The sequence below is a fragment of the Agromyces sp. NPDC058064 genome, from assembly GCF_042885275.1.
In the GTDB taxonomy this organism is placed as follows: Bacteria; Actinomycetota; Actinomycetes; order Actinomycetales; family Microbacteriaceae; genus Agromyces.
Genome location: NZ_JBHVSE010000004.1, coordinates 232982 through 247170, shown reverse-complemented (window position 1 = coordinate 247170; position 14189 = coordinate 232982). Strand labels below are relative to the sequence as shown.

The following is a 14189-nucleotide window of genomic DNA, read 5'->3' as shown; positions in this document are numbered from 1 at the left end:
TCGAGCTCAGCGGGCGAAGTTGCCGCGGTAGTACTCGTAGACCCAGCCGACGAGGCTGATGAGGCCGATGCCGACCGCGATGAACGAGATCCAGAACCCGACGGCGAGGCCGAGGAACAGGAGCGCGGCAGCGCCGGCGAGCATGATCGGCCACCAGCTCCACGGGCTGAAGAAGCCCAGCTCGGCGTCACCGTCGTCGATGTTGGCGTCGAGGCGGTCCTCGGGGAGCTCAGCGCCCTGGGCCTTGTGCACACGACCGAGGTAGAACGCGATGAACCCCGACAGGATCGCGCTCAGGCTGATCGCGACGGTGCCCGCCCACTCGGGGTGGTTGAGCCCGTGTGCGAGGTTGTCGGCCCAGCTCCACGCCGTGTAGACGCCGGCCATGATCACGAAGAAGACCGTGAGGATCCAGAACAGGATGACGTTGGCGCGCATTACTTGATCTCCTCCGTGGCGGCGTCGTACGTCGGTGCCTCAGGGGCGTCCTTCGCGGGGCCGATGCCGACCGGGATGCCGGCCTCGGGGTGGTTCAGGTCGAAGGCAGGACGCTCGGAGCGGATGCGCGGGATCGACGTGAAGTTGTGGCGCGGCGGCGGGCAGCTGGTCGCCCACTCGAGCGAACCGCCGTAGCCCCACGGGTCGTTGACCGTGACCTTGGGTGCACGGCGAGCCGTGATGTAGACGTTCAGGAAGAACGGGATGAGCGAGATCGCGAGGATGCCCGCGCCGATCGTCGACAGCTGGTTCATCCAGGTGATGTTGTCTTCGGGCAGGTACGAGTAGTACCGGCGGGGCATGGCCACGACACCCAGCCAGTGCTGCACGAGGAACGTGGTGTGGAAGCCGATGAAGAGCAGCCAGAAGTGCCACTTGCCGAGCGTCTCGTTCAGCATCTTGCCCGTCCACTTCGGCCACCAGAAGTAGAAGCCGGCGAACATGGCGAAGACGACGGTGCCGAAGACCACGTAGTGGAAGTGGGCGACGACGAAGTACGTGTCGGAGACGTGGAAGTCGAGGGGCGGCGACGCCAGGATGACGCCGGTCAGACCACCGAACACGAAGGTGATGAGGAAGCCGAGCGACCAGATCAGCGGGGTCTCGAACGTGATCGATCCACGCCACATCGTGCCGACCCAGTTGAAGATCTTCACGCCGGTCGGGACGGCGATGAGCATCGTCATCAGGGCGAAGAACGGCAGCAGGACCGAGCCGGTGACGTACATGTGGTGCGCCCACACGGTGACCGAGAGGGCCGCGATCGCGATCGTCGCGTAGATCAGCGTCTTGTACCCGAAGATCGGCTTGCGGCTGAAGACCGGGAAGATCTCGGAGACGATGCCGAAGAACGGCAGCGCGATGATGTAGACCTCGGGGTGGCCGAAGAACCAGAAGAGGTGCTGCCACAGGATGACGCCGCCGTTGGCGGGGTCGTAGATGTGGGCGCCGAAGACGCGGTCGGCAGCGGCGGCGAGCATCGCGGCGGCGAGGACCGGGAACGCCATCAGCACGAGGATCGAGGTGACGAGCGTGTTCCACGTGAAGATCGGCATGCGGAACATGGTCATGCCGGGGGCGCGCATCGTGATGATCGTGGTGATGAAGTTCACCGCACCGAGGATGGTTCCGAAGCCCGAGAGGCCCAGGCCGATCATCCAGAGGTTGCCGCCGACGCCCGGTGAGAACGTCGTCGACGCGAGCGGCTGGTATGCGAACCAGCCGAACGACGCGGCGCCCTGCGGGGTGAAGAAGCCGGCGACCGCCATGAGCGAACCGAAGTTGAAGAGCCAGTACGCGAAGGCGTTCAGTCGCGGGAACGCGACGTCGGGCGCACCGATCTGCAGCGGCATCAGCACGTTCGCGAAGCCCGCGAACAGCGGGGTCGCGAACATCAGCAGCATGATCGTGCCGTGCATGGTGAACAGCTGGTTGTACTGCTCGCGGGTCTGGATGAGCTCGAGACCGGGCTCGAACAGCTGAGCGCGGATGATCAGCGCCATCACGCCGCCGATGCAGAAGTAGATGAAGGCCGTGATCAGGTACATGTACCCGATCACCTTGTGGTCGGTGGAGGTGATCCACTTCACCAGGATGTTGCCCTTGCGTTCGACCTTCGAGGCGCCGAACGGCAGGCCGCTCGACTGAGGTCGAGCCGGTGCGGTCGTGGTGCTCATTCGGCTTCGTGCTCCTCGTTCAGTTCAGGCGCGCCCTTGCCGGGCAGGTTCTGATTGCGGTCGTACTCGCTCGACAGCTGGCCCTCCTGGCCCGCGTCGCGGAGCGACTCGATGTAGTCCTCGTACTCGGCCTCGGAGACGACCTCGACGTTGAAGAGCATGAGCGAGTGGTACTCGCCGCAGAGCTCGGCGCACTTGCCGGCGTAGGTGCCCTCGCGCTCGGGGACGAACGACATGTAGTTCGTCTTGCCCGGGAACATGTCCTTCTTGTAGAGGAAGTCGACGACCCAGAACGAGTGGATGACGTCGCGCGACTCGAGCTCGATCTCGACGTTCTTGCCCACGGGCAGGTACAGGGTCGGCAGCTCGGACTGGACGAGCGAGCCCTTGGGGCCCTCGTCGGAGAGCCGGCCCTGGATGCCGGGCGAGTAGACGTCCTCGTTCACGTAGTTGAAGTCCCACGCCCACTGCTTGGCGATGACCTCGACCTTGACGTCGATCTCGTCCTCGGCGAAGCGCTGCTCGATCGCCTGCTGGTCGCGCGCGGTGAACGCGAAGAACCCGAGCACGAGGATGAGCGGCACGATCGTGTAGAACACCTCGATCGGCATGTTGTAGCGCAGCTGCACCGGCAGGCCCGTCTGGCCCTTGCGGCGGCGGTACGCGATGACCGCCCAGATCGTCAGACCCCACGTGATGACGCCGACGATGAGCAGCACGATCCACGAGGTGACCCACAGGCCCGAGATTCGCTCGGTGTGGTTCGTGACCGGTGCCTCGCCCTCGACGAAGCCGGGGAGGAATCCGTTCAGCTGAGCCTGCGTGCACCCGGCGAGTACGAGGCTGAGTGACGCTGCGATCGGGATAGCAGCCCATCGGAGACGGCGATTGTGGCGCACCGGTGACCTTTCGGGAGACTCGAAGGCGCTTCACAGCGAAGCGCGTTGATCGTTGTCTAGCCTACTCCGACTCCGCCCCCGAGGTGTGCATCCGGGCGCGGTGTCGGGCGTGCCGCGCCCCGGAAACCACCTTCGATCTGCAGAAAACACGAAAGGAGGCCGCTTTTCGCGGCCTCCTTTCGGCAGTATGAGGTATGGCTCAGTGGAACGAGTCACCGCACGCGCAGCTTCCCTGCGCGTTCGGGTTGTCGATCGTGAAGCCCTGCTTCTGGATCGAGTCCTCGAAGTCGATCGAGGCCCCGTCGAGGTAGGGCACGCTCATCTTGTCGACGACGACCTCGACACCCTCGAAGTCGACGACGGCGTCGCCGTCGAGCAGGCGCTCGTCGAAGTAGAGCTGATAGATCAGCCCCGAGCAGCCGCCGGGCTGCACTGCGACGCGCAGACGCAGGTCGTCGCGGCCCTCCTGCGAGAGCAGGCTGCGCACCTTGTCGGCGGCGGGGTCGCTCAGCTTCACGCCGTGCGTGGTGTCGGTGATCGTGTCGCTCATGTCTCTCCTCGATGCGTCTGGAAACGCGTGTTCCTCATCCAATGGTAACCGCCGGAAACCGGCCGACGGCAGGAAGCGCTCAGGAATCTCCGTCGCGCGCGTCGAGGCGCGCGAGGAAGAGCGCCTCGGCGAGCAGCGCGCGCTGGAAGACGCCCAGGTGCAGGGACTCGTTCGGGCTGTGGGCGCGCGAGTCCGGGTCCTCGACGCCGGTCACGAGGATCTGCGCCGACGGGAACTCGTCGACGAGCTCGGCGATGAACGGGATCGACCCGCCGACGCCGATCTCGACCGCGGCCTTGCCCCAGGCGTCCTCCATCGCGCCGCGGGTCTCCTCGACGGCCCAGCCGCTCGTGTCCACGAGGAACGGCTGCCCCGTGTCGACGTCGTCGAAGGTGAGCCTGGCGCCGAAGGGCGCGTTCCGCTCGAGGTGCGCGCGGATCGCCTCGTACGCCTCGCGGGCGTCCTGGCCGGGTGCGACCCGTGCACTCACGCGCACGCGGACGCCGGGCACCAGGGTGTTCGAGGCGTTCGCGATGTCGGGCGCGTCGATACCGGTGATCGTGATGGCCGGCTGCGACCAGATGCGCGAGAGGATCGTGTCGTTGCCGACGGGGGCGACGCCGTCGAGCAGCCCCGTCTCGGCGCGGAGCTGCGCCTCGTCGTAGTCGGGCGTCTCGAGTCCGGCTGAGGTGAGCCCCTCGACCGCGACGGAGCCGTCGGCCGCCCAGAGGGTGTCGAGCAGGCGGATGGCCGCGAACATCGCATCGGGCACCGCGCCGCCGAACATGCCCGAGTGCGAGGCGTGCGCGAGGGTGTCGATGCGGAGGTTGAACGCGACCGCGCCGCGGAGGGCGACGGTGATCGCGGGCGTCTCGAGGTCCCAGTTGCCGGAGTCGGCGACGATGATCGCGTCGGCGGCGAGCAGTTCGCGGTGCGCGTGCAGGAAGTTGCCGAACGACTGCGACAGGTACTCCTCCTCGCCCTCGATGAAGAGGGCGATGCCGAGGTCGAGGTCGTGGCCGAGCACCGAGGTGAGGGCGCGGATCGCGCCGACGTGCGCCATGATCCCGGCCTTGTCGTCGGCGGCGCCGCGTCCGTAGAGGCGGTCGCCGCGGAGGGTCGGCTCGAACGGCGCCGAGTCCCAGTCCTCGTCGCGTCCGGGGGGCTGCACGTCGTGGTGCGCGTAGAGCAGCACCGTCGGGCGGCCGTTGCGCGCCGCGCGGTGGGCGATCACGGCCGGGGAGCCGAGCTGCGGGTCCTCGTCGTGCTCGGCGCCGGCGACGGGCGCACGGCGGACGTCGACGAGGTCGAAGACGCCGAGTCCGCGCACGAGCTCGGCGACGGCCTCGGCGCTCGCCTGGAGGTTGGCGGGATCGAAGGCGGGCCACGACACCGAGGGGATCTTCACGAGGTCGGTCAGGTCGGCGATCGTCGACGGGAATCCGTCGGCGACGGCCGCCCGGATCGCCTCGACCTGCGGGTTCACCGCATCAGCTCCGGCGACAGTGGGGAGAGAGTCGTTCATGCCGGTAATCTTAAGGGGACCGATTCGAGGACCCCGTGGCCAAACAACCCAACAGCACCGAGCAGCCGAGCGCCGAGACGCTCGAAGAGACCCAGACGCGCCTGAAGGGCGGCGGCAAGGGCGCGCCGACTCCGACCCGCGCCGAGCGCGAGGCCGCCAACAAGCGGCCGCTCGTGCCGAACGACCGCAAGGAGGCGGCGAAGCAGGCGCGCGTGAAGGCCGCCGACGCCCGCGAGAAGGCCCGCGTGGGCATGGCGATGGGCGACGAGCGCTACCTGCCCGCCCGCGACCGCGGCCCGCAGAAGAAGTACGTGCGCGACTACGTCGACGCGCGCTTCAGCATCGGCGAGGTGCTCATCCCCGTGATGTTCGCCGTCATCGTGCTCACGTTCATCCCGAGCGCCGAGGTCCAGGCCATCGGCATCATGTCGCTCTGGGCGTTCTTCCTCGTCGCGGTGATCGACGTGATCATCCTCGGCCAGGTGCTGACCCGCAAGCTCGCGGCGAAGTTCGGCGCCGACAAGGTCGAGAAGGTGCGCTGGTACGCGGCGATGCGCGCGCTGCAGCTGCGTGCGCTGCGCCTGCCGAAGCCCCAGGTCAAGCGCGGCAAGTACCCCGCCTGATCGCTTCGAACATCGAGGATGCCACGTGGCCGGCCGGCTGCGTGGCATCCTCGCGTTTCGGCGACGTCAGGCGCGCGCGAACGCACCTCGTCGAATCAGCGGAACCCGCGCCTCCTCGTCGCTGAGCGAGCCGTGCTGGCCGATCATGGCCTCGGCCTGGCGGTCGGCCGCGCGCCGGTCGTAGTAGGCGATCCCCGCTCGCGCGGCGACGAGGAGGTCGCCGATGCGCGACTCCGCCTCGGGCGCGACCTCGCCGAAGAGGCCCGCGGCGATCGCCTCTGCGCGGGTCATCACCCAGGAGCGGCCCGACTCCGACTCGCGCCACCGCTCGACGAGGCTCGCGCGCGACGCGGCGTCGAGCTCGTCGTCGAAGTAGAGCTGGAGGAACCGGGGCTCGCCCCCCACGTGCAGGACGCCGTCGACGAGCTCGGGCTTTGCGTCGACGAAGACGTGCCGGTGGGCGGGCACGTCGACCACGCCGTGATCGGCGGTGACGAGCAGGCCGGTGCCACGCGGCATCCGGCGCTCGAACGACGCCGTCTCGGCGTCGAGCTGCTCGAGGAGGCCGAGCCAGCGGTCGGACTCCCAGCCGGAGGCGTGGGCGGCCTGGTCGAGCTCGGGGATGTAGAGGTACACGAGCGCCGGCGCTCCCCTGTCGAGCACGTCGAGCGCGGCGTCGAAGCGATCGGCGATGCTCGCGCCCGCGACGTAGCGGGCGCCGCGCAGCACGGCGCGCGTGAATCCGGAGTCGGCGTAGCGCGGCGCACCGATGACGACGGCGTCCACGCCCTCCACGGCGGCCGCCTCGAAGATCGTCGGACGCAGCTGCCACGTCTCGGGGCGCATGCCTGCGTCCCAGCCGTTGAGCTGGTTCACGAGGCGGTCGTGCGCGCGATCGAGGGTGCGATAGCCGACGAGGCCGTGGGAGCCGGGCATGGCCCCGGTGGTGAGGCTCGCGAGGGCGGCCGCGGTCGTCGTGGGCACGACGGTGTGGATGACGTCCCGCTTCGCCATGGCGCCGGCGAGGTGGCGGGCATGACCCGCGCGCTGACGCAGGTTCGCGGCACCGAGGCCGTCGACGAGCACGACGACCGCGCTGCGCGCCGGTGCGAGGCCGAGGGGGTTCGGCGCCCCGGTGAGGCTCGCGAGCGAACTGCCGAGCACCTCGGTGAGGCGCGGGGCCGTGTCGGCGGGCACCGGTAGCATGGCAGACATCGCGCCCAGTCTGGCACAGGCCGGGCGCGCCCCCGTTCCCCCGCGTGCCCAGCACGCACGGCACAGAGACCACGGATGACCCGAGCCACATCGCAGCCCGCCGACGAGCCGATCGTCGAGCACATCGAAGACGTCGACGTCGCCACCGAGATGCAGGGCTCGTTCCTCGAGTACGCCTACTCGGTGATCTACTCGAGAGCCCTCCCCGACGCCCGCGACGGGTTGAAGCCGGTGCAGCGGCGCATCCTCTACCAGATGAGCGAGATGGGCCTCCGGCCCGACAAGGGCCACGTCAAGTCGGCCCGTGTCGTCGGCGAAGTGATGGGCAAGCTGCACCCGCACGGCGACACCGCCATCTACGACGCGCTCGTCCGCATGGCGCAGGCCTTCACCCTCCGTGTGCCGCTCATCGACGGCCACGGCAACTTCGGCTCGCTCGACGACGGCCCGGCGGCACCCAGGTACACCGAGGCGCGGCTCGCGTCGACGGCCCTCGCGATGACCGAGGGCCTCGACGAGGACGTCGTCGACTTCGTGCCGAACTACGACGCCCAGCTCACCCAGCCCGAGGTGCTGCCCGCCGCATACCCGAACCTGCTCGTGAACGGCGCGGCGGGCATCGCCGTCGGCATGGCCACGAACATGGCGCCGCACAACCTCATCGAGGTCGTCGGCGCCGCCCGCCACCTCATCGCGAACCCCGACGCGACGCTCGACGACCTCATGGCGTTCGTGCCGGGGCCCGACCTGCCCACGGGCGGCACGATCGTCGGCCTCGCCGGCGTGAAGGACGCGTACGCGACCGGGCGCGGCAGCTTCAAGACGCGCGCGAAGGTCTCGGTCGAGCAGATCACGGCTCGCAAGACCGGGCTCGTGGTCACCGAGCTGCCCTACCTCGTGGGCCCCGAGAAGGTCATCGAGAAGATCAAGGACGGCGTCAACGCCAAGAAGATCAACGGCATCTCGGACGTCACCGACCTCACCGACCGCACCAACGGTCTGCGGCTCGTCATCGGCATCAAGACCGGCTTCAGCCCCGACGCGGTGCTCGAGCAGCTCTACCGGCTGACGCCCCTCGAAGACTCGTTCAACATCAACAACGTGGCGCTCGTCGACGGCGGCCCCCAGACGCTCGGCCTCCGCGAACTGCTCCAAGTCTACGTCGGCCACCGCATCTCCGTCGTCACGCGCCGCTCCGAGTACCGCCTCGCGCGTCGTCGCGAGCGGCTGCACCTCGTCGACGGCCTGCTCATCGCGATCCTCGACATCGACGAGGTCATCCAGCTCATCCGCGGATCCGACGACACGGCGGCCGCCCGCAGCCGGCTGATGGAGGTCTTCGACCTCAGCCAGGTGCAGGCCGAGTACATCCTCGAGCTGCAGCTGCGCCGCCTCACGAAGTTCTCGCGCATCGAGCTCGAGACCGAGCGCGACAAGCTGCGCGCCGAGATCGCCGAGCTCGAGGCGCTGCTCGCCAGCCGCCACCGCATCGAGGCGCTCGTCTCCGACGAGCTCGCCGAGACGGCCGAGCGCTACGGCACGCCGCGCCGTACCCTGCTCACCGACGCGCGTCCGTCGATCGCCGGCGCCGCCGCGAAGCGCGCGGCCGCCGCGGCGCTCGAGGTGGCCGACGTGCCGTGCCGCGTCTTCCTCTCGGTGACCGGCCGCATCGCGCGCGTCGACCTGCCCGAGGGCGCAGAGGGCGCGCCGACGATCACCGTGCCGGCGCGACGCAGCAAGCACGACGCGATCGCCTCGTCGCTCGACACGACGAGCCGTGCCGAGATCGGCGCGGTGACGAGTCGCGGCAGGCTCATCCGGTTCACCCCCGTCGACCTCCCGATGCTGCCGCCGACCTCGGTGCAGCTCGGTGCCGGCGTCAAGGTCGCCGACTACCTCGCGCTCCCCAACCGCGACGAGCGGGTGCTCGCGATCGTGTCGCTCACGTCCGACCGGTCGATCGCGCTCGGCACGAAGCAGGGGGTCGTGAAGCGCGTCGCGACCGGCGCCTACCCCAACAAGCCCGAGTTCGAGGTCATCGGCCTCAAGGCCGGCGACGAGGTCGTGGGCGCGGTCCAGGGCGACGAGAGCGACGAGCTCGTGTTCGTCGCCTCCGACGCGCAGCTGCTCCGCTTCTCCGCGGGCTCGGTGCGCCCGCAGGGCTGCCCCGCCGGCGGCATGGCCGGCCTGAACCTCGGTTCGGGCGCGCACGTCATCCACTTCACGAGCATCTCCGCCGACGAGGCAGCGCAGTCCGTGGTGGTCACCGTCGCCGCGTCGACCGACACCCTGCTCGGCACCGACCCCGGCAGTGCGAAGGTCAGCGACTTCGCCGAGTTCCCGGCCAAGGGTCGCGCAACCGGCGGCGTCCGAGCCCAGCGGTTCCTGAAGGGCGAGGACGCGCTGCACCTCGCCTGGGTCGGGCCCTCCCCCGCGCTCGCGGTCGGCCCCGACGGCAGCACCCGTGAACTGCCCGACTCCGGCGCGAAGCGCGACGGGTCGGGCCAGCCGCTCGAGTCGGTGGTCGCCGCGGTCGGCCGCCGGGTCGGCTGACGCGCGAAGCAGACCAGGAGGCGGGCACCCGGTCGGGTGCCCGCCTCCTTCGCATTCGGGGCGACGACACATCGGGCTGCAGCCCGTCGACGCCGCCGGCGCCGGCTGGCGCCGTGGAGCTCAGGCGTCGATGCGGTCGCGCTCGAGCGCGTCGGAGCTCTCGATGATGAACTCCTTGCGGGGCGCGACCTCATTGCCCATCAGCAGCTCGAAGACCCGCCCGGCGTTCTCGGCGTCGCCGATGCCGACGCGGCGCAGGGTGCGGTGACGGCGGTCCATCGTGGTCGTCGCGAGCTGGTCTGCGTCCATCTCGCCGAGGCCCTTGTACCGCTGGATCGGGTCTTGATACCGCTTCTTCTGCTTGTCGAGCCCCGCCAGCACGCCCTTGAGCTCGGCCTCGGAGTACGTGTAGATCGTCTCGTTCGGCTTCGAGCCCGGGTTGATGACCACGACGCGATGCAGCGGCGGGACGGCCGCGAACACGCGCCCCTCCTCGATCATCGGGCGCATGTAGCGGAAGAAGAGGGTGAGCAGCAGCGTGCGGATGTGCGCACCGTCGACGTCGGCATCGGCCATCAGGATGACCTTGCCGTAGCGGGCCTGGGCGAGGTCGAAGCTGCGCCCGGAGCCCGCGCCGATGACCTGGATGATCGACGCGCACTCGGCGTTGCCGAGCATGTCGGCGACGCTCGCCTTCTGCACGTTGAGGATCTTGCCTCGGATCGGCAGCAGGGCCTGGTGCTCGCTGTCGCGAGCGAGCTTCGCCGTGCCGAGGGCGGAGTCGCCCTCGACGATGAAGAGCTCGCTGTGCGCGACGTCGTTCGAACGGCAGTCGACGAGCTTCGCCGGCAGCGACGAGCTCTCGAGCGCGTTCTTGCGACGCTGCGTCTCTTTGTGGGCGCGGGCGGAGATGCGCGACTTCATCTCGGCGACGACCTTGTCGAGCAGCAGGGCCGACTGCGCCTTGTCGTCGCGCTTCGTCGACGCGAACCGGGCGCCCAGCTCCTTCGTGAGCACGCTCGAGACGATGTTGCGCACGGCCGGCGTGCCGAGCACCTCCTTGGTCTGGCCCTCGAACTGCGGCTCGGGCAGGCGCACGGTGATGACCGCCGTGAGGCCGGCGAGCACGTCGTCCTTGTCGAGCTTGTCGTTGCCGGCCTTGAGCCGCCGCGCGTTCTGCTCGACCTGCTGGCGCAGGAACTTCAGGAGGCCCTGGTCGAAGCCGGTCTGGTGGGTGCCGCCCTTCGGCGTCGCGATGATGTTCACGAACGAGCGCACGACCGTGTCGTAGCCGGTGCCCCAGCGCAGCGCGATGTCGACGTCGCAGGTGCGGGTGAGCTCGGTCGGCACCATGGCGCCGCCGTCGCTCAGCACGGGCACGGTCTCGGTGAAGTTCCCGGTGCCGCTCAGCCGCCAGATGTCGGTGATGCCCGAGTCGGGCGCGAGGTGGTCGACGAACTCGGAGATGCCGCCGTCGAACTGGAAGGAGGTCGTGTGCGCGACCTCGCCGCGCTCGTCGGTCACGTCGATCGCGAGCCCGGGCACGAGGAAGGCGGTCTGCCGGGCGCGCCCCAGCAGCTCGTCGGTCTGGAACTCGGCGCCCTTCGTGAAGATCTGCCGGTCGGCCCAGTAGCGGATGCGCGTGCCGGTAACGCCCTTCTTGACCTTGCCGACGACGCGGAGCTCGCTGCGCTCCTCGAAGGGCGTGAACGGCGCGTCGGGCGACGGAGTGCCCGAGTCGGCGAAGACGCCCGGCTCGCCGCGGTGGAACGACATCGCGTAGGTCTTGCCGTCCCGGTCGACCTCCACGTCGAGGCGCTCGGAGAGGGCGTTGACGACGGAGGCGCCGACGCCGTGCAGGCCGCCCGACGCCGCGTACGACCCCGAGCCGAACTTGCCGCCGGCGTGGAGCTTCGTGAACACGACCTCGACGCCGGTGAGCCCGGTCTTCGGTTCGACGTCGACGGGGATGCCTCGGGCGCGGTCTCGCACCTCGACGCTGCCGTCGGGATGCAGCAGCACGCCGATCTCGGAGCCGTGGCCCGCGAGCGCCTCGTCGACCGAGTTGTCGATGATCTCCCACACGCAGTGCATGAGACCGCGGGAGTCGGTCGAACCGATGTACATGCCGGGGCGCTTGCGCACCGCCTCGAGCCCTTCGAGGACGGAGAGGTGGCGGGCGGAATAGTCGGAGCTCACGTCGAACAAGCCTAGTGAGCCGCACCGACACCGTCGGACAGGCGCTACGCGCTGAGCGAAATGCCCTGCCACATGGAAGGGAGGCGGTCCCCCGCGTGTTTTCATTGATGAACGGAATCCATGAGCACGGAGGAGGAGCCATGACCCAGTACACCGAGACCACCGGTGCGGTCGATGAACTCGAGACCCCCTACGAGCTCACCGCGCTCGACCGCTGCGACGCCTGCGGCGCGCAGGCCTACATCCGCGTCGTCGTCGCGAGCGGCGAACTCCTCTTCTGCGCCCACCACGGTCGCAAGCACCAGGAGAAGCTCTCGCAGATCGCGCACAGCTGGCACGACGAGTCGAGCCGCCTGCTCGCCGACGACAAGCGCTGAGCGCACCGATCGCATGAGAAACGCCCCGGGTTCCCCCGGGGCGTTTCGTCGTTCGAGCGGCTCGTCGAGCAGATCGGGCGTTCAGTGGGCGGATGCCTCGACGCCCGCCGCGCGGAGCTGCACGGCGCGTGCCGCCGCCGCGTAGCCGTCGACCTCGCCGGCCCGCCCGCCCGGGGCGTACGCGACGCCCGCGCGCTCGGCCATGATGCCGAGCAGGTGATCGGCGAACGCGGGGTTCTTCGCGAGCACGGGCCCGTGCAGGTGCGTGCCGAAGACGGCGCCCATGACGACGCCCTCCTGGCCGGACTCGCGCCCGTTGCCGCCGCCGGCGCGGACGCGCCCGAGCGGTGAGCCCTCGGCGCCGAGGTAGTCGCGGGCGTGGTTCTCGAAACCGACGAGCATGCCGAGCAGCGGCGACTTCACGACGAGGTCGCCGGTGACCCGGCCGTCACGCGGCGCGGCGCGGCCGGGCAGGATGCCGAGGCCCTCGATGCTGCGCCCGTCGCCCGTCTCGATGCCCCAGCTGAGCAGCTCCCAGCCGGTGCCGACCGCGAGCACGGGCACACCCTCGGTGCCCCACCGCCGGAGTTCGTCGTGCATCGCGAGCAGCGCCTCGCGACTCGACTCGAGCGAGGCGTCGCTGCCCGAGCCGAGGACGACGGCGTCGACCCGCTCGGGGAGCGCGGAGCGGTCGTCGACGGCCACGACCTCGGCCTCGAGGCCCGCCCATCGGGCGCGTCGCGCGAGCACGTCCGCGTTCTGCGCGTCGCCGTTGGTGTTCTGCAGCGTCGGCAGCAGCGACACGATGGTGAACGTCATTCCGATCCCGTCAGTCCGAGGTGGGCGCGCGTGCGCCGCATCGAGTCGGCGGTGAAGACGATCGTCTTCACGCCGCGCTCGGGCGCGGGCGCGGCGAGGAAGTCGTCGAGGGCGACCCCGAGCTCGGGCTCGACCCGCTCGATCTCGACCCCGTCGTAGGCGAGCATGAGCGCCGCCTCCGCGGCCTTCGAACCGCTCACGATCTTCACGCGTTCGAGCGAGGCGGCGTCGGCCGGCCAGAAGTACGACGGGTCGCGCACGTCGGAGCCGATCGCGAACAGGATGTCGCTCGTGCCGGGTTCGATGCTGTCGACGTTGAGCTGGTAGCTCGCCGGGTTCTGCACGAGCACGAACTCAACCTCCTGGCCGCGCACGGTGACGCGCTCGCCGCGGCCGAAGACCGCGGGGATGGCGCTGAGCGCGCGCGCGGCGACCTCTGCCGAGAAGCGGTCGCCGAGCACGGCGGATGCGGTCGCGTAGGCCGCGGCGGCATCGACGGCGTAGTGGATGCCTCGCGCGGGCAGCCCTGCGCGCACCGGTGCGCCGCGGTCGTCGAGCACGACCTCGCGTCCGTCGACCGCGTCGATGACGAGGCCGTCGCCCGGCGCGAGCCGGTGCGTCGACGTCTCGGTGTAGCCGAGGCCGCGCGGGGCGGAGTCGAGCACGGCCTGGGAGACGCCGAACCGGTGCACCGCGACATCCGGTCGAAGCTCGGCGGCCAAACGCTCGAGGTACGCGTCGTCGGCGTTCACGACGACCGCCTCGCCGGCGCGGGCCGCGATGCGGCCGAGCATTCCGGCGACCATCTCGGAGTCGTGGAAGCGGTCGATCTGGTCGACCATCACGTTCGTGAGCGCGACGACGCGCGCGTCGACCCCCTGCATCACGAGGGCGCCGTGGCCCTCGTCCATCTCGAGCACCGCGACCTCGCCGGGCACGCGGCCCCGCCAGTCGGCCTGCTCGAGCAGCGCGGAGGTGAGCCCCTGGCTGATGTTCGCCGTCGACGGGTTCGTGAACACGTCGACGCCGTGCTCGCGGAGGATCGCGACGAGCATCTTCGTCGTCGTCGACTTCCCGGCGGAGCCGGACACGACGACGAGCCCCTGCGGGAAGCCCGACAGCGTTCGCTTCAGGTACTTCGGGGCGATGCGGTTGACGGCGAGGCCGGGAACGGCCGAACCGCCGCCCGGCTTGCGCAGCCGGGCGGCGAAACGGGTGAGTCGGCCGACGAGGATCGCCGGCGCGTAGCGCACCT

At 69.9% G+C, this 14189-nt stretch carries 12 protein-coding genes; 3 read left to right on the top strand and 9 right to left on the bottom strand.

The window, feature by feature from the left end:
* Nucleotides 1-6: 6 nt before the first annotated feature.
* The 5 genes from ACFVSL_RS15030 to ACFVSL_RS15010 form a co-directional block, all read right to left on the bottom strand.
* A complete protein-coding gene (locus tag ACFVSL_RS15030; RefSeq protein ID WP_386941776.1) occupies nucleotides 7-438 on the bottom strand; it encodes a cytochrome c oxidase subunit 4 in 432 nt (143 codons plus the stop codon).
* Entirely contained in the window at nucleotides 438-2174 is a 1737-nt protein-coding gene (gene ctaD / locus ACFVSL_RS15025) for a cytochrome c oxidase subunit I (protein WP_386941775.1), read from the bottom strand. The genes ACFVSL_RS15030 and ctaD overlap by 1 nt, the downstream gene beginning before the upstream one ends.
* Nucleotides 2171-3073: a cytochrome c oxidase subunit II gene (coxB, locus tag ACFVSL_RS15020; protein ID WP_386941774.1), complete on the bottom strand. Its 903-nt coding sequence runs from the start codon at nucleotides 3071-3073 to the stop codon at nucleotides 2171-2173. Before coxB ends, ctaD begins: the two co-directional genes overlap by 4 nt.
* 199 nt (nucleotides 3074-3272) lie before the next feature.
* Nucleotides 3273-3623 carry an iron-sulfur cluster insertion protein ErpA gene (erpA, locus tag ACFVSL_RS15015; protein WP_157424487.1) on the bottom strand — a complete coding sequence of 117 codons (351 nt, stop codon included), beginning with the start codon at nucleotides 3621-3623 and terminating at the stop codon, nucleotides 3273-3275.
* A gap of 79 nt (nucleotides 3624-3702) precedes the next feature.
* Nucleotides 3703-5148 carry a dipeptidase gene (locus ACFVSL_RS15010; RefSeq protein ID WP_386941773.1) on the bottom strand — a complete coding sequence of 482 codons (1446 nt, stop codon included), beginning with the start codon at nucleotides 5146-5148 and terminating at the stop codon, nucleotides 3703-3705.
* 35 nt (nucleotides 5149-5183) lie between these two features.
* Between ACFVSL_RS15010 and ACFVSL_RS15005 the strand changes: the two genes are divergently transcribed.
* Nucleotides 5184-5771: a DUF3043 domain-containing protein gene (locus ACFVSL_RS15005; RefSeq protein ID WP_386941772.1), complete on the top strand. Its 588-nt coding sequence runs from the start codon at nucleotides 5184-5186 to the stop codon at nucleotides 5769-5771.
* Nucleotides 5772-5837: 66 nt separating this feature from the next.
* Here the strand turns inward: ACFVSL_RS15005 and ACFVSL_RS15000 are convergent, their stop codons facing one another.
* Nucleotides 5838-6986, bottom strand: a complete 1149-nt coding sequence (locus ACFVSL_RS15000; RefSeq protein WP_386941771.1) for an alkaline phosphatase family protein — start codon at nucleotides 6984-6986, stop codon at nucleotides 5838-5840.
* Nucleotides 6987-7061: 75 nt separating this feature from the next.
* Here ACFVSL_RS15000 and ACFVSL_RS14995 point away from each other — a divergent pair, with 75 nt between their 5' ends.
* Complete coding sequence (locus ACFVSL_RS14995) at nucleotides 7062-9539, top strand: DNA topoisomerase (ATP-hydrolyzing) subunit A (protein ID WP_386941770.1); 2478 nt, start codon at nucleotides 7062-7064, stop codon at nucleotides 9537-9539.
* Nucleotides 9540-9659: 120 nt separating this feature from the next.
* Here ACFVSL_RS14995 and ACFVSL_RS14990 read toward each other — a convergent pair whose 3' ends face one another.
* Nucleotides 9660-11738 carry a type IIA DNA topoisomerase subunit B gene (locus ACFVSL_RS14990; RefSeq protein ID WP_386941769.1) on the bottom strand — a complete coding sequence of 693 codons (2079 nt, stop codon included), beginning with the start codon at nucleotides 11736-11738 and terminating at the stop codon, nucleotides 9660-9662.
* Nucleotides 11739-11878: 140 nt separating this feature from the next.
* Here ACFVSL_RS14990 and ACFVSL_RS14985 point away from each other — a divergent pair, with 140 nt between their 5' ends.
* Entirely contained in the window at nucleotides 11879-12115 is a 237-nt protein-coding gene (locus tag ACFVSL_RS14985; RefSeq protein WP_022887733.1) for a hypothetical protein, read from the top strand.
* An 81-nt stretch (nucleotides 12116-12196) separates the two neighbouring features.
* On the opposite strand, the gene ACFVSL_RS14980 is transcribed toward ACFVSL_RS14985, so the two are convergent.
* Nucleotides 12197-12934, bottom strand: a complete 738-nt coding sequence (locus tag ACFVSL_RS14980) for a type 1 glutamine amidotransferase (protein WP_386941768.1) — start codon at nucleotides 12932-12934, stop codon at nucleotides 12197-12199.
* Nucleotides 12931-14187: a Mur ligase family protein gene (locus ACFVSL_RS14975; protein ID WP_386941767.1), complete on the bottom strand. Its 1257-nt coding sequence runs from the start codon at nucleotides 14185-14187 to the stop codon at nucleotides 12931-12933. The genes ACFVSL_RS14980 and ACFVSL_RS14975 overlap by 4 nt, the downstream gene beginning before the upstream one ends.
* Nucleotides 14188-14189: the final 2 nt, after the last annotated feature.